Below are 14,597 nucleotides of genomic sequence, written 5' to 3'. Positions count from 1 at the left end.
AGGCTGTCGTATGGCGGTGCGCAGGCAGATTGTACGACAGACGGTCCGGCGCCGCTAGCCGATGAAGCGGCGGCGTTCGCGCAGCAGCGCTTCCAGCTCGGGCGCGGCCATCGGCCTGGCGAAATAATAGCCCTGCATGATGTCGCAGCCGGCCTCGCGCAGGAACTCGACCTGCTGCGCGCTTTCGACGCCCTCGGCCACCACCGACAGGTTCAGGCTGTGCGCCATGGCGATGATGGCGGTGGCGATGGCGGCGCCGTCGCCCGGCACGTCGCTGACGAAGCTGCGGTCGATCTTCAGCTGGTCGATCGGGAAGCGTTTCAAATACGCCATCGACGAGTAGCCGGTGCCGAAGTCGTCGATCGACAGGTGGATGCCGGCTTCCTGGATGCGCTGCATCAGCGCCAGGTTGGCGTTGACGTTGTCCATCATGACGCCCTCGGTGATTTCCAGCTCCAGCACGCCGGCCGGCAGCCCGGTTTCCTTGAGCAGCGCCAGCACCTCGTCCATCAGGCCGACGTCGCGCGTCTGCGCGGCCGACAGGTTGACGGCAAAGTGGGCGATGTCGTCGAACAGGCCCTGGCCGCGCCAGGCGGCGGCCTGGCGGCAGGCCGTCTGCAGCACCCAGCGGCCCAGCGGGACGATGACGCCGCTTTCCTCGGCCACCGGGATGAATTCGGCCGGGCTGACCGTGCCCAGCTCGGGGCAGGTCCAGCGGCACAGCACTTCGATGCCCGTCATGCGGCCGCTGCGCACGTCGATCTGCGGCTGGTAGTGCAGGGTCAGCTGGTTTTCCTGCAGCGCGCGGCGCAGGTTGGCCTCCATCTTCAGGCGCTTGTGCGCGCGCAGCGCCATCTCGGGCAGGAACATTTCGTAGCCGTTCTTGCCCAGGCTCTTGGCGTAGTACATGGCGGTGTCGGCGCCGCGCATCAGCGACAGCGCGTTGTCGCCGTGCGCCGGGTAGACCGCCACGCCGATGCTGGCGCTGACGTGCAGCAGATGGTGCTCGATCTGGAACGGCTCGGACAGCGCGCGCAGGATCTTGCGCGCCACGGTGTCGGCTTCGCCGGCCGCTTCGGCCGCTTCGATGATGACCACGAACTCGTCGCCGCCGATGCGGCAGATGATGTCGTGCGCGCGCAGCGTGCCGCGCAGCCGCTGCGCCACCAGCTGCAGCAGCAGGTCGCCGCAGTTGTGGCCCAGCGTGTCGTTGACCACCTTGAAGTTGTCGAGGTCGAGCAGCAGCAGGCCGACCGCGGTGTGCTGGCGGTCGGCGCGCTTGAGGCAGGCGGCCAGCCGCTCGTTGAACTCGTTGCGGTTCGGCAGCGAGGTGATGGGATCGACGTGGGCCAGGTAGTGCAGGTGCTGCTCGGCCTTGCGCACGGCGGCGCGCATGCGCGCCACCAGCAGCCAGGCCAGGCCCAGCGCGGCCAGCGCGGCGGCCACGGTGAAGCCGGCAAAGCCGGTCAGGCGCTGGTACAGCGGCGCCAGCGAGGCGCGGATGACGACGCTGCCTATCATCTCGCCGTTGGCCGACACCGGTTCGAGCACCTCCAGCGTGGCGCCGCTGAATTGGCGCCGCTCGGCCAGCAGTTGCGGCGTCAGCGCGGGCGCGGCGGCGCCGTCGCGCTGGTAGCCGGCCAGCGGCCGGCCGGCGCGGTCCAGCACGGCCGCGCTTTGCACCGCCGGCGACAGCGCCAGCCCGGCCAGCGTTTCGGCGGCGGCGCGCTGGTCGCCGAACAGCAGCGCGGCGGTGCTGTTGTTGCCGGTCATGCGCGCCTGCACCTGCAGGTCGTCGAGCAGCGCGCCGCGCAGCGCGATGTACTGGAACAGCACCAGCAGCACGCCGGCCAGGGCCTGCGCGGCGCCGGCCACCATCAGGTTGCTGCGCGCGACGCGGCTGCCCAGCGGGCCGGGCCGCAGCGAGATGTTCGGCAGCGGCGTGGGCGACTGCGGCGGCTTGCTCATTGCACGCTCCTGGCCAGGCGCAGCAGCTTGGAGCTGAGCAGCAGGCGGGCGCTGCGCACCGCGCCCAGGTCGGCGTCGAACACGACGCGCTTGTCTTCCATGAACAGCGACAGCATGGCGCCGGCGGCGGCGATCTGGCGGTCGTCGGCCACCGTCAGCACGCTGGCGAAGGTCAGGCTGCGGTGCAGCAGCGGCCAGCGCTCGCGGTCCTGGCGGTCCAGCACCAGCAGGTGGCAGCCGCGCGTGCTGTCGCCGGCCAGCGCCCGCACCGCCAGCCGGTGGCCGTTGACGGTCTTGTCGGCCAGCGCCTGCAGCGCGTCGAACAGCGTGTTGCCGGCGTAGGCGCACAGCTGCAGCGGATCGCCGGCCGCCAGCGCGTCGGCCGGCCATTCGGCAAACACGGCGAAGTTGAAGATGTAGGCGGCCTTGAGCTGGTATTCGGCCACCGGCGCGGTGACCGGCGGCGGCACCTGCGTCCAGGCGCCGCCGCTGGCCGCCAGCAGCAGCGCGCACAAGGCGCCGCGCGACGCGGCGCGCAGGGTGGACGGGGAGAAAAGGTGCGCGACGGGCATGTCAGTAGGCCAGCGTCAGTTTGAGCTGCAGGCGGCGGCCGTCCTGGGCGATGGCGTTTTGCCGGTGCTCCTCGGCGGCCGGGTCGGCGTAGCGGCGGTCGAACAGGTTGTAGGCCGCCAGCGCGACGTCGCAGTGGCGCGTCAACCGCTGCGAGTACAGGTTCAGGTTGGCCAGCAGGTGGGCGCCGCTGCGCCCGCCCTGTATCATTTGCCGCTGCCCGACGTACTGGGCTTCGACGCCGGCGCGCCAGGCGCCGGCCAGCGGCAGCGCCAGGTTGAGCTTGGCCAGCTGCGGCGGCGTGTTGACGCCGTCGCCGGCGCCGTCCTGGCGCACCCGCTGCCAGGTGTAGCTGGCGCGCAGCCGCGCCGAGTTGGCCCAGTTCTGCTCGTATTCGAGTTCGATCCCGCGCGCGACCGCCGTGCCGGCGTTGATGAACATCGGCAGCTCGCCGGTGTCGACGGCGGCGATCAACCCCGATACCTCGTTGCGGAAGGCCGACACGGTGAGCCGGCGGTTGCCCGCCAGCTGGCGCACCAGCGCCAGTTCGCTGCTGCGGATGCGCTCGCGGCCCAGCGCCGGATTGGCCAGCTGGCCGCCGGCGCCGGGCACCTGGTAGAAGCGCTCGTAGAGGTTGGGCGCGCGGTAGGCGCTGCCGTACATGGCCTTGACGGTGGTGGCGACGTCCCACTGCCGGACCAGCGCCAGGCGCGGGTTGAACACGCCGCCGCTGCCGGGGTGGTGGTCGTAGCGCAGGCCGGCGTTCAGCAGCAGCGTCGGCGTCAGCGCCACCTGGTCCTGGACGTACAGGCCGATGCGCCGGCCTTGCCGGTTCTGTTCCAGGTAGCTCTGCGCCGGTTCGAGGTCGAAGTTGAGCAGACGCAGCCGGTAGTCGTCCTCGAAGTCCAGCCCGGCGAGCAGCTTGTGGCCGCCGGCGGCGGCCAGCGCGCGCAGTTCGCCGCCCCACCAGCGGCCGGTGCTGAGGTCGCGGTTGAGGGTGCGCAGTTGGTTATCGGTGACGTAGTCGCCCAGCGTTTCGTAGGCGCCCCAGTACAGCCGGGCGTCCAGCTCGGCCCGGGCGCCGAGCGCGCCGTGCCAGGCCAGGTCGGCATAGGTCTGGTCGTCGATGGTGCGCGAGCGCGGGTCGTTGAAGGCCTGGCTGAACGAGGCGGTCGGCACGCCCTTGTCGCGTTCGGCGTGCAGCAGGGTGGCGGTCCAGGCGCCGCGCGTGGCCTTGGCGTACAGGCGGCTGCCGCTTTCGTAATCGAGGCCGCGGGCCACGCCGTCGCTGCCGTCGCCGGCGTAGTCGGCGTAGAACAGGTCGCGGCCGTCGGTCTTGTAGCGGCTGGCCGACAGCAGCCAGTCGATGCCGGCGCCGTCGCGCCAGCCGTGGCTGGCGCTGGCGCGGCGCGCGCCGCCCTGGCCGCCGCTGACGCTGGCGTTGCTGCCTTCGAGGTCCTGGGCGCGGCGGGTGATGACGTTGATCACGCCGAAGAAGGCGTTGGCGCCGTAGATCGACGAGCCGGGGCCGGGCACGTATTCGATGCGCTCGACCAGCTCCAGGTCGAGCGGGAATTCGGCGCCCAGCGGGGCCTGGTCGTAGACGGCGTCGTTGACGCGGTTGCCGTCGATCTGCAGCAGGAAGCGGGTATTGTAGTCGCCCGGCCGCAGGAAGCCGTGGGCGCCCAGGTAGCTGTAGTTGCGGTCGTAGCTGACGTACAGGCCGCGCACGCTGCGCAGCGCGTCGGCCAGCGTGCGCCAGCCGTAGGCGCGGATGTCGGCGGCGGTCAGCACGGTCACGCTGGACGGCGCCTCGCTGGCGCGCTGGGTGAATTTGGAGGCGCTGTATACTTCCAGCGCCATCAGCTGTTCGAGCGGCAACGCGGTCAGGTCGGCGTCCTGCGGCGCGGCGGAGTGGTCGGTGCTATCGGCGGCGGCGTGGCGCGCGGGCGCCAGCGTCAGCAGCAAGGTCAGCGCGGCCAGCGCACGGCGCGGTGGACGCGGGATTTTGTTTCTCATAGTTAAGATGGTGGCAGGTCGCGGCGCGCTTGTACAGGGGCGCGCGGCGGCTGCCGTGTTGCAATGGCGTTTCCGCAACAGGTAGCGGTGTCAGTGGCGCTGCTGGCGGCCCAGCCATAGCGCATCGAGCACCGAGCCGGCCCAGCAGACGATGCACACCAGCGCGGCGCCGTTGGTGGCCGGATTGTCAATGCCGGAGGCGTTGACGCGTTCGAGGATGGCGAACGGGTCGAACGGCAGCTTGCCGCTGTTGATGTCGTCGACCAGCGTGCCGGCCAGTACCAGCGTGGTGCGCAGCAGATAGCCGGCCGCCAGCAGCGTCGGCACGATGAACAGCAGGCCGCGCAGGCCGCGCCGCAGCGCCAGGTGGCCGAGGCCGGGGAACAGCAGCGCCGAGATCAGCGCCGCCTTGGTGGAGGCTTTCATGGGGTTCCTGTTGTTTCTTTGTCGGGCCGTGGTGGAATTGACTAAACGCAATATTAGGCCGGGTGGCGTGACGTAGATTACAACATCTTACCTGCCGGGGGGAATCATGCGCGCCTTGTTTGCCATCATCCTGCTGCTGAGCGGCCCTTACATTGCGGCCGCCGCCGCGCCCAACGAAAAAGACGCGGTCGCGCTGGCCGAGAAGGGCGCCCGGTTCGTCCGCACGCACGGCAAGGCGGCGATGATCGCGCGCATCAACAGCCGGGACCCGGAATTCAACCAGGGCGCGCTGTACCTGGCGATGCGCGACCTGGAAGGCATCACCGTGGCCCATCCGACCACCGCGCTGATCGGCAAGAACCTGCTCGACGTGCCGGACGCCGACGGCAAGCCGTTCCGCCGGGAGATGGTGGCGGTGGCGCGCGGCCAGGGTCACGGCTGGGTCGGCTACAAGTTCCGCAACCCCGAATCGGGCAAGGTCGAGGCCAAGACCACCTACGTGCTGCGGGTGGGCGACGTGGCGCTGGAAGCCGGCATCTACAAGCACTGAGCCGCGATGCTCAGCAAACTGAGGATAGGTCCCAAGCTGCTGCTGGCGCCCGGCGTGGTGCTGATCCTGCTGATCGTGCTGTCGGCGGGCGCCGGGCTGGGCATGGTGCGGCAGAACCAGCGGCTGGAGGACATGGTGCAGCAGCGCGCCGTGCGGCTGAAGGCGGCGGCCGACCTGGTGGCCGGCGCCCAGCACGCGCACACCGAGATCTACCAGCTGCTCACCTGGATCAACGCCAGCTTCTCGCCGCCGCGCATCGACGCGCTGGTGCGCGACATCCACGCCCGCCACGCGGCGCTGGACCGCCAGTTCGCGCAGCTGGAGATGGCCACCCAGAACTCGGCCGCCGAGCGGCGCTTCGTGGCACAGTCGCAGGCCGCGCACGCGCTGTACGTCCAGGCCATCGCCGACGTCATCGAGCTGGCCATGGTGGACCAGTCGATGGCGGCCAACGCCATGTCCAAGGCCGAGCGCGCGTTCGACGTGGTGGCGCAGCGGCTGGAGCAGTTGTCGCGGCTGGAGCAGTCGCTCAGCGAGCGCGCCTACGCCGACGCCGAAGCCGAGTTCAAGTCGCTGTCGACCATGATGCCGGTGGTGGTGGCGCTGTCGATCGCGCTGTCGCTGCTGGTGACGATGGCGGTGCGCAACGCCATGCTGAAGGAGGTGCGCGAGATCGGCGCGGCGGCGGTCGACCTGGCCGAGGGCAACCTGACGGTGAAGAACCGGGTCTACGGCAAGGACGAAATCGCCGAGACGGCGCGCGCCCTGGACACCAGCATCCGCAACCTGAACACGACCTTGAAGACGATACTGGCGTCGGCGCAGTCGATCGACACCGCCTCGCGCGAGATCGCGCAGGGCAATGCCGATCTGACGCAGCGCACCGAGGCGCAGGCCAGCACGCTGGAGGAGACCAGCAGCTCGATGCAGGAGCTCAGCGCGACCGTGACGCAGACCGCGTCCCACGCGCAACTGGCCAACCAGCTGGCGCGCTGCGCCACCAGCTTCGCGGTGCGCGGCGGCAGCGTGGTGCAGCGGCTGGTGGTGACGATGGCGGCCATCCGCGGCAGCTCGCGCAAGGTGGTGGAGATCGTCGGCGTGATCGACGGCATCGCCTTCCAGACCAATCTGCTGGCCTTGAACGCGGCGGCCGAGGCGGCGCGCGCGGGCGCGCACGGGCAGGGCTTCGCGCAGGTGGCGGGCGAGGTGCTGACGCTGGCGCAGCGCTCGGCCACTGCGGCGCAGGAGATCAAGCTGCTGATCGCCCAGTCGGTGGCCGAGATCGAGGGCGGCAGCCGCTCGGTGGAGGAGGCCGGCGTCAGCATGGAGGAGATCGTGGCGTCGGTGCGGCAGGTGGGCGACATCATCGGCCAGATCAGCGAGGCCAGCGCGGAACAGGCGCAGGGCTTGCAGGACGTAAAACAGGCCATCGTCGAGATGGACCAGGTGACGCAGCAAAACCTGCTGCTGGTGGAGCAGGCCGCCGCCGCCGCGACCGGCCTGCAGCGCCAGGCCGTCACGCTGTCGGAGGCGGTGGCGACGTTCAAGCTGGACGAAGGACGCGATCCGCCCGGGTTGGTCCATCCGGCGGGCTCGCCCCGCGTGGCGCGTCTGCGTCTGGCGTCGGTGCGCAGCTAGGCGCCCACCCAGCGGTCGCCCGGCTGTTTCAAGTATTTATTGAACACATAGCCCCACGGCATGGCGATCGGGATGATCACCACCACGGCTATCTCAATCAGGTTTTCCAGCATGGCCTGATCCAGCGGGCCTGCCTGCCAGGCCGGCAGCGCGACGACGACCAGCCACAGGACTTTCCAGCTCAGCTCCCACAGCAGCACCGGCAGCATCTGCAGCGGATAGCGGATGCCGAGCGCGCACAGCAGGCCGAACGCGGCCAGCATGCAGTTGACGAAGCCCTGCATCAGGCCCCACGGCTGGGTGTGATGGATCACGCCGGGCCAGATCACCAGGCCCAGGCCCACGGCGATGATCAGGTAGACGGTTCTCAGCATATACAGGCGTAACAACGATACTTGATGCATGGCGTGGCTCCTTAAAAAGTGGACTACTCGACTTCCTTCAATACCTTCTCGACCTGCGCCAGCCGCGACTGGACGTCGGCCAGCGATGCGCCCATGGCCTTCAGCGCGGCTGCCGTTTCGGCCTGCGCGGCCGCCGATTTCTCGGCGATCTGCCGGTACTCTTCATCGTTCTCAAAACGCAGCCTGGCCTGCTTGACCGCGGCCAGCGCGCGCAGGCCGAAGACCGCGACGATGGCCGCCAGCGGCAGGGCCAGGGTTAACAAATAGATGTGTTCGGACATGATGGCCTCTAGGTTTCAGTGTTGTTGGACAGGGTTTTCGCCGCCTCGGCGATCAAGGCCGGGGTCAGCTCGACGGCAAAGGCGTTCACTTCAAAATAGTTCAGCGCCTTGCCGTCGGTGGACAACTCCAGCTGGCTGGCGACCAGCCCGGCGTCCTGGAGCTTCTGCAGATGCAGGTGCAGCAAGGGCCGGCTGATGCCCAGCTCGCGCGCCATCTGGCTGACGTAGTTGCGTCCGCCCGCCGACAGGGCGGCGATGATGCGCAGCCGGTGCGGATTCGACAGCGCCGCCAGCATGGCCAGCAGCTGGTCTCCGGTGGGGGTTGGCGTTTTCGATTTCATGTGTAAAGAATATCTGACAGGTGTCAGCGTGTCAAACACTTTAGGCAAAAAAAAGCCCGGCGCGTGCCGGGCTTCGTGAGGAGCGGGTGATTTACTCGTAGTCGCTCATCGGCGCGCAGCCGCAGAACAGGTTGCGGTCGCCGTAGACGTTGTCGGCGCGGCCGACCGGCGGCCAGTACTTCTGCTTGCGCAGCGACGGCACAGGGTAGGCCGCCACTTCGCGGCTGTACTTGCGCTCCCAGACGTCGGCCGTCAACACCTCGGCCGTGTGCGGCGCGAACTTGAGCGGGTTGTCCAGCTTGTCGAATTCGCCGCTTTCAACCTTGGCGATCTCGCCGCGGATGGTGATCATGGCGTCGATGAAGCGGTCCATCTCGGCCTTCGATTCGCTCTCGGTCGGCTCGATCATCAGGGTGCCCGGCACCGGGAAGCTCATGGTCGGCGCGTGGAAGCCGAAGTCCATCAGGCGCTTGGCCACGTCCTCGTTGCTGATGCCGGTGGCATCCTGCAGCGGACGCAGGTCGATGATGCACTCGTGCGCCACCAGGCCGTCGTGGCCCGAGTACAGCACAGGGAAGTGCGGCGACAGGCGGCGCGCCATGTAGTTGGCGTTCAGGATCGCCGTCTCGGTGGCCGCGGTCAGGCCTTCGGCGCCCATCATCGCGATGTACATCCACGAAATCGGCAGGATGCTGGCCGAACCGTACGGCGCCGCGCTGACCGAGCCGATGCCGGCGTTGTCGCGGATATAGCCGTTCGAGCGCTGGTTGGGCAGGAACTTGGCCAGGTGCGCGCCGACGCCGATCGGGCCGACGCCAGGACCGCCGCCGCCGTGCGGGATGCAGAAGGTCTTGTGCAGGTTCAGGTGCGACACGTCGCCGCCGAACGAGCCCGGCGCCGCCACGCCGACCAGCGCGTTCATGTTGGCGCCGTCGATGTAGACCTGGCCGCCGTGGCCGTGGACGATTTCGCACAGTTCCTGGATGCCTTCCTCGAACACGCCGTGGGTCGAAGGGTAGGTCACCATCACGCAGGCCAGGTTCTTCGAGTGCAGCTCGGCCTTGGCCTTCAGGTCGGCCAGGTCGACGTTGCCGCTGGCGTCGCAGGCGGTCACCACCACCTGCATGCCGACCATGTTGGCCGACGCCGGGTTGGTGCCGTGCGCCGACGACGGAATCAGGCAGATGTTGCGGTGGCCTTCGCCGCGCGAAGCGTGGTAGGCCTGGATCACCAGCAGGCCGGCGTACTCGCCCTGCGAACCGGCGTTGGGCTGCAGCGACACGGCCGCGTAGCCGGTCAGCGCGCACAGCATCTCTTCCAGCTGGGCGATCATCTCGCGGTAGCCGACGGTTTGCGCGTCCGGCGCGAACGGGTGGATGTTGGAGAACTCGGGCCAGGTGACCGGGATCATCTCGGACGTCGCGTTCAGCTTCATCGTGCACGAACCGAGCGGGATCATGGTGCGGTCCAGCGCCAGGTCCTTGTCGGCCAGGCTGCGCAGGTAGCGCAGCATTTCGGTTTCGGAGTGGTAGCGGTTGAACACCGGATGCGTCAGGTAGTCGCTGGTGCGCGCCAGCGATTCCGGGAACGAGCGCGAAACAGCCGCTTCGACGGTGTCGAAGTCCGGGCCGTGGGCCGGGCCGCCAACCGGATGCGCGAACACGGTCCACAGCAGCGCGATGTCTTCGCGGGTGGTGGTCTCGTCGAGCGACACGCCGACATGCGAGGCGTCGATCACGCGCAGGTTGACGCCGTGCGAATGGGCCGACGCGTGCAGCTGCTCGGCGTTCTTGACGGCGACGGTCAGCGTGTCGAAGTAGCTGTCGTTGACGACGGTGTAGCCCAGCGTCTTCAGGTTGGACGCCAGCACGCCGGTGTAGCGGTGCACGCGCTTGGCGATCTGCTGCAGACCTTTCGGGCCGTGGTAGACGGCGTACATCGACGCCATCACCGCCAGCAGCACCTGCGCGGTGCAGATGTTGGAGGTGGCTTTTTCGCGGCGGATGTGCTGCTCGCGGGTTTGCAGCGCCAGGCGGTAGGCCTTGTTGCCCTGGGCGTCGATGGTGACGCCGACCAGGCGGCCGGACATGCTGCGCTTGAATTCGTCGCGCGTGGCCAGGTAGCCGGCGTGCGGGCCGCCAAAGCCCAGCGGCACGCCGAAGCGCTGGCTGTTGCCGACGACGACGTCGGCGCCCCATTCGCCCGGCGGCGTCAGCATGGTCAGCGCCAGCAGGTCGGCGGCGACCACCACCATCGTGCCCTTGGCCTTGATCGTCGCCACGTCGGCCGCGTAGTCGCGCACCGCGCCGTTGACGCCAGGGTACTGCAGCAGCACGCCGAAGGCTTCGCCGATGCCGGCCAGCTCGGCCGGATGGAAGCCGCGCACCTCGATGCCCAGCGGCTTGGCGCGGGTCTCGACCACTTCGCGGGTCTGCGGCAGCACGTCGTCGGCAACGTAGAACACGGCAGATTTCGATTTGCCCACGCGCTGCAGCAAGGTCATGGCCTCGGCGGCGGCGGTGCCTTCGTCCAGCATCGAGGCGTTGGCGATGCCCATGCCGGTCAGGTCGGTGACGGTCTGCTGGAAGTTCAGGATCGCTTCCAGGCGGCCCTGCGAAATCTCCGGCTGGTAAGGCGTGTAGGCGGTGTACCAGGCCGGGTTCTCGAAGATGTTGCGCAGGATGACGCCCGGCGTCAGCGTGTTGTAGTAGCCCTGGCCGATCAGCGACTTGAGCACCTTGTTCTTCGAGGCGATCTTTTTCAGCTTGGTCAGCGCTTCCTGTTCCGGCATCGGCTGCGAGTACGCGCCCAGCGGCAGCGCGCCCTGGTTGCGGATGTTGGCGGGAACCAGGGCGTCGATCAGGGCGGCGCGCGAGGCGTAGCCGAGTACCGACAGCATGGCTTCCTGTTCGGCGGCGTCAGGGCCGATGTGGCGGGCGATGAAGGCGTCGCGGGCTTCGAGTTGGGTCAGGCTGGTGCGGGTCATGATATGGGGGCGGGGAGCTGAGTAAGTGAGCGGGACGGCAAATCAGCCGCTGCCGTCATTCCCGCGCAAGCGGGAATGACGGTGCGGCGTGGCGGCGAAATTACGCTTCGGTGGTCTTGCCGTAGGCGGCGGCGTCCATCAGGCCGTTGATCGCTGCGGCGTCGGCCGGCTTGATCTTGAACAGCCAGGCGCTGTAGGCGTCGGTGTTGATCGATTCCGGCGCGCTGGCCACGTCTTCGTTGACGGCCACGACTTCGCCGGCGATCGGCGCGTAGATGTCGCTGGCCGCCTTGACCGATTCCACCACGGCCGCGTCGTCGCCGGCGCCGTAGGTGGTGCCCACTTTCGGCAGTTCGACGAAGACGATGTCGCCCAGCGCGTCCTGCGCGAACTCGGTGATGCCGACGGTGACGGTGCCGTCAGACTCAGCGCGTACCCATTCGTGGGATTCGGTGTACTTCAGGTCTGCAGGAATATTCATGTAAGGCTCCAGAGGGTAGGTGTCAGGGGTACTAATTTATACAGCAAGGATTTTACCGTTACGCACGAACGGCAGCTTGACGACGGACGCGGCCAGCTTCTTGTCGCGGATCTCGACGTGCACGGTGTCGCCGACGGCCACGCCGTTGGGCACGCGCGCCAGCGCGATGGCCTGCTGCATGGTCGGGCTGAAGGTGCCGCTGGTGATCTCGCCGACGGCGTCGGTGCCGGCCACGACGACCTTCTGGTGCGCGCGCAGCACGCCGCCTTTTTCACGCAGGATCAGGCCGACGAACTGGGCGTTCTGGCCCATCGCCTGCAGCGCGGCCTTGCCGATGAAGTCGCGCTCGGCGACCAGGTCGATGGTCCAGGCCAGGCCGGCGTCCAGCGGGTTGACGGTTTCGTCCATGTCCTGGCCGTACAGATTCATGCCCGCTTCCAGGCGCAAGGTGTCGCGCGCGCCCAGGCCGGCCGGCTTGACGCCCGCCGCGGCCAGCGCGTTCCACAGCTTCTCGGCCTGGTCGGCGGCGACGCCGATCTCGAAGCCGTCTTCGCCGGTGTAGCCGGTGCGGGCGATCATCGCCTCGCCGAACACAGGGCTGTGGGCGAAGGCCACGTTGAACGGCTTCATGTCGGCCGTGCCTTCCTTCGATTCCGGGATCACCTGCCATACCTTGGCGCGGGCGTTCGGGCCCTGCACGGCGATCAAGGCCATGGCGTTGGCGCCGTCTCCATCCCTGCGCTGGGTGATGGTCAGGCCGCTGTTGGTGGCGGTGTTTTGCTGCTGCATCCAGGCCACGTCTTTTTCGGCGGTGCCGGCGTTGACCACCAGGCGGAACCAGCTCTCGTTGATGAAGTAGACGATCAGGTCGTCGATGACGAAGCCCTGCGGGTTGAGCATGCACGAGTACAGCGCCTTGCCCGACACCTGCAGCTTGTCGACGTTGTTGGCCAGCAGGCCGCGCAGGAAGGCGCGCGCGTTGTCGCCCTTGATGTCGACCACGCACATGTGGGCCACGTCGAACATGCCGACGTCGGTGCGCACGGCGTTGTGTTCTTCGATCTGCGAACCGTAGTTGACCGGCATGTCCCAGCCGCCGAAATCGACCATGCGGGCGCCGGCGGCGCGGTGGGCGTTGTTGAGTGGGGTGGCTTTGAGCGTCATGATTCCTCGGTCCAATTCGAATAGGGGTTAACAGAACATACAAGGAACGGCTAAAAAGCTGATTCCACAATGATCGCAGACCCCTCTGTCCTTGGTACCTGAGAGATTACGGAGAAATGGATCTCCGCGCGCCCCTTCGGTGGGCCGCCGGCGTATGCCGCGGCCGCTCTCCAGAGTTGAGCCAAACTGGCCCCTTGATCGGTCCTTTTGCCTGAGAGTTTTTGGGTAGTGCCCCTTCGGCGGCTGCTCCGGCGAATTCGCCCGGCAACCCTCTCCCGATCAAGACTCGGGAATATATGTCAGAAGGGCGATATTGTCAATCTTGACGGCAACGGTGGCGGCGATGGTGGCAACAATACCCGCGCACGAATGAATGCAACAATAAGGCCGGCAAAACAACTATTTGCTAGAATAAACCACACCTATTCGAGAGCCCAGCCATGAGCCAAGATTCAACTACTTACGAGGGCCACGCGTGGTTCACCCTGTCCGGCGACGTCAACAGCGACATGGTGCGTCGCGTGTTCGACGCGGTCGCCGACATGACGGAGGACCGCATCACCACCGCCCATATCCTGATCCAGTCCAACGGCGGCTACGTCAGCGACGGCATCTGCCTGTACAACTACCTGAGCAAGCTGCCGATCCGCATCTGCACCTACAACGCCGGCGCGGTGGCCTCGATCGCGGTGATCCTGTTCCTGTCCGGCTCGGAGCGCTATGCCAGCGACACGGCGCGCTTCATGGTGCACAAGTCACACGCCAGCGCGCCGCACGGCGCCCGGCCGGACGCGCTGCGCATCATCGTCGAGGGCTTGCAGGCGGACGATGCCCGTACCGAGCAGATCCTGCGCGAGCACGTGCAGCTCACCGCCGAGCACTGGCGCATCCACGAATATTCCGATTTGCACCTGACGGCGTCCGAAGGCCAGGTGGTAGGGATGATCAATGAAGTGAAGGATTTCGTGCCGCCGCGCGGACAACGGGTGGCAAACATCTGATGCGGCGCCGGGGCTGGCGCCGCAGTGACCGCCGCTGGCCTCACCGGCCTCGCCGGCTTATTCAGCGGTCTTGATTACCGGAGCCGCCGGACTGTTTCTTGCCGTCGTTTTTGTGGCTTTGACGGCCGGCCTCCACGTGCTGCTCATGGGTGCCGCCCTGCGTGCCGCCGCTGCTGCCGCGCGATCCGCTGGACGAACCCTGGCCGCCGGACTGCTTGCTGCTGCCCTGGTTGGAGCCTTGTTTACTACCGCCACCTTTTTGATTCGAGTTCATTTTGATTCCTTTGCGAAAGTGAAAGAACGTACTCGCCGGATTCGCGCCGACACTTGAAATTCCGCCGCGTTTCAGGTGTGGCAATGATGCGTTTTCGTGTAGGGGATCGCTATCGGAATTCCTCTTGGTGGCGTGTAGGAGCATGCCTTGCTGCCCGCTTAAAATTCCTCCCACTCGGCCTGCTGCGCGGCGCCGCTATTTCCTTTTGCGCGCTTGCCGCCGGCCGCCGCCGGTGCGCCGGTGCGCGCCTGCTTGCGGCGCTCGGCCGGCTTCGGCAACGCCCGCAACGGCTGCCGGACTTCCGCCGAGTCCGCCAGATCCACGGCCGGTTCGGCAAATTCGCCATCCGCAGCGCTGCCGCGGGGCCGCCCCCCCCCCCCCGGCGCCCCCCGCCCCCCCCCCCCCCCCGCCCCGGCCCCCCCCCGCCCCCGCCCCCCCCCCCCCCCCCCCCCCCCCCCCACCCCCCGGGGTTTCTTTTAGTGCCTAATCATCGG

General features: G+C 67.9%; 15 protein-coding genes and 2 riboswitches. Of the genes, 4 read left to right on the top strand and 11 right to left on the bottom strand.

What is annotated here, in order from left to right; all coding sequences use genetic code 11:
* Nucleotides 1-54: 54 nt before the first annotated feature.
* The 4 genes from ACCD07_RS28090 to ACCD07_RS28075 all read right to left on the bottom strand — a co-directional run bounded on the left by ACCD07_RS28090 (nt 55) and on the right by ACCD07_RS28075 (nt 4,983).
* A complete protein-coding gene (locus tag ACCD07_RS28090) occupies nt 55-1,968 on the bottom strand; it encodes a putative bifunctional diguanylate cyclase/phosphodiesterase (protein ID WP_413449247.1) in 1,914 nt (637 codons plus the stop codon).
* The gene (locus ACCD07_RS28085; protein ID WP_413449246.1) at nt 1,965-2,540 is read right to left on the bottom strand and encodes a YfiR family protein; all 576 of its coding nucleotides are present in this window, start codon (nt 2,538-2,540) and stop codon (nt 1,965-1,967) included. The genes ACCD07_RS28090 and ACCD07_RS28085 overlap by 4 nt, the downstream gene beginning before the upstream one ends.
* Before the next feature lies 1 nt (nt 2,541).
* Nucleotides 2,542-4,557 (bottom strand): TonB-dependent receptor plug domain-containing protein, encoded by a 2,016-nt coding sequence (locus ACCD07_RS28080; protein ID WP_413449245.1) that lies wholly within the window; start codon nt 4,555-4,557, stop codon nt 2,542-2,544.
* 90 nt (nt 4,558-4,647) lie between these two features.
* Nucleotides 4,648-4,983 (bottom strand): DUF6677 family protein, encoded by a 336-nt coding sequence (locus tag ACCD07_RS28075; RefSeq protein WP_176651138.1) that lies wholly within the window; start codon nt 4,981-4,983, stop codon nt 4,648-4,650.
* A 106-nt stretch (nt 4,984-5,089) separates the two neighbouring features.
* On the opposite strand from ACCD07_RS28075, the gene ACCD07_RS28070 reads away from it, so the two are divergent.
* Both ACCD07_RS28070 and ACCD07_RS28065 read left to right on the top strand, forming a co-directional pair.
* The gene (locus ACCD07_RS28070; protein ID WP_413449244.1) at nt 5,090-5,533 is read left to right on the top strand and encodes a cache domain-containing protein; all 444 of its coding nucleotides are present in this window, start codon (nt 5,090-5,092) and stop codon (nt 5,531-5,533) included.
* 6 nt (nt 5,534-5,539) lie between these two features.
* Nucleotides 5,540-7,171 (top strand): methyl-accepting chemotaxis protein, encoded by a 1,632-nt coding sequence (locus tag ACCD07_RS28065; protein ID WP_413449243.1) that lies wholly within the window; start codon nt 5,540-5,542, stop codon nt 7,169-7,171.
* Here the strand turns inward: ACCD07_RS28065 and ACCD07_RS28060 are convergent.
* From ACCD07_RS28060 to gcvT, 6 genes are all read right to left on the bottom strand, one after another.
* On the bottom strand, nt 7,168-7,575 hold the full coding sequence (locus ACCD07_RS28060) for a hypothetical protein (protein WP_413449242.1): 408 nt from the start codon (nt 7,573-7,575) through the stop codon (nt 7,168-7,170). The genes ACCD07_RS28065 and ACCD07_RS28060 overlap by 4 nt on opposite strands.
* 23 nt (nt 7,576-7,598) lie before the next feature.
* On the bottom strand, nt 7,599-7,856 hold the full coding sequence (locus tag ACCD07_RS28055; protein ID WP_176651134.1) for a hypothetical protein: 258 nt from the start codon (nt 7,854-7,856) through the stop codon (nt 7,599-7,601).
* An 8-nt stretch (nt 7,857-7,864) separates the two neighbouring features.
* Nucleotides 7,865-8,197, bottom strand: a complete 333-nt coding sequence (locus ACCD07_RS28050) for an ArsR/SmtB family transcription factor (RefSeq protein WP_413449241.1) — start codon at nt 8,195-8,197, stop codon at nt 7,865-7,867.
* A 91-nt stretch (nt 8,198-8,288) separates the two neighbouring features.
* Nucleotides 8,289-11,183 carry an aminomethyl-transferring glycine dehydrogenase gene (gcvP, locus tag ACCD07_RS28045; protein ID WP_353404494.1) on the bottom strand — a complete coding sequence of 965 codons (2,895 nt, stop codon included), beginning with the start codon at nt 11,181-11,183 and terminating at the stop codon, nt 8,289-8,291.
* A 100-nt stretch (nt 11,184-11,283) separates the two neighbouring features.
* Complete coding sequence (gene gcvH / locus ACCD07_RS28040; protein ID WP_176651131.1) at nt 11,284-11,664, bottom strand: glycine cleavage system protein GcvH; 381 nt, start codon at nt 11,662-11,664, stop codon at nt 11,284-11,286.
* Nucleotides 11,665-11,700: 36 nt separating this feature from the next.
* Nucleotides 11,701-12,828: a glycine cleavage system aminomethyltransferase GcvT gene (gene gcvT, locus ACCD07_RS28035; protein ID WP_413449240.1), complete on the bottom strand. Its 1,128-nt coding sequence runs from the start codon at nt 12,826-12,828 to the stop codon at nt 11,701-11,703.
* A 75-nt stretch (nt 12,829-12,903) separates the two neighbouring features.
* A riboswitch (glycine riboswitch) is annotated at nt 12,904-13,012 on the bottom strand.
* 5 nt (nt 13,013-13,017) lie between these two features.
* Nucleotides 13,018-13,116: riboswitch (glycine riboswitch) on the bottom strand.
* A 152-nt stretch (nt 13,117-13,268) separates the two neighbouring features.
* Here gcvT and ACCD07_RS28030 point away from each other — a divergent pair.
* Entirely contained in the window at nt 13,269-13,829 is a 561-nt protein-coding gene (locus tag ACCD07_RS28030; RefSeq protein WP_413449239.1) for an ATP-dependent Clp protease proteolytic subunit, read from the top strand.
* Between the two features lie 61 nt (nt 13,830-13,890).
* Here the strand turns inward: ACCD07_RS28030 and ACCD07_RS28025 are convergent, their stop codons facing one another.
* Nucleotides 13,891-14,103: a hypothetical protein gene (locus tag ACCD07_RS28025; RefSeq protein ID WP_176651128.1), complete on the bottom strand. Its 213-nt coding sequence runs from the start codon at nt 14,101-14,103 to the stop codon at nt 13,891-13,893.
* Between the two features lie 213 nt (nt 14,104-14,316).
* On the opposite strand from ACCD07_RS28025, the gene ACCD07_RS28020 reads away from it, so the two are divergent.
* Nucleotides 14,317-14,583, top strand: a complete 267-nt coding sequence (locus tag ACCD07_RS28020; RefSeq protein WP_413449238.1) for a hypothetical protein — start codon at nt 14,317-14,319, stop codon at nt 14,581-14,583.
* The last annotated feature ends 14 nt before the right edge of the window (nt 14,584-14,597 follow it).

The sequence above is a fragment of the Duganella sp. Dugasp56 genome, assembly GCF_047304105.1.
Taxonomy (GTDB): Bacteria; Pseudomonadota; Gammaproteobacteria; order Burkholderiales; family Burkholderiaceae_D; genus Rugamonas; species Rugamonas hordei.
This window is presented reverse-complemented; position numbering and strand designations above follow the sequence as displayed.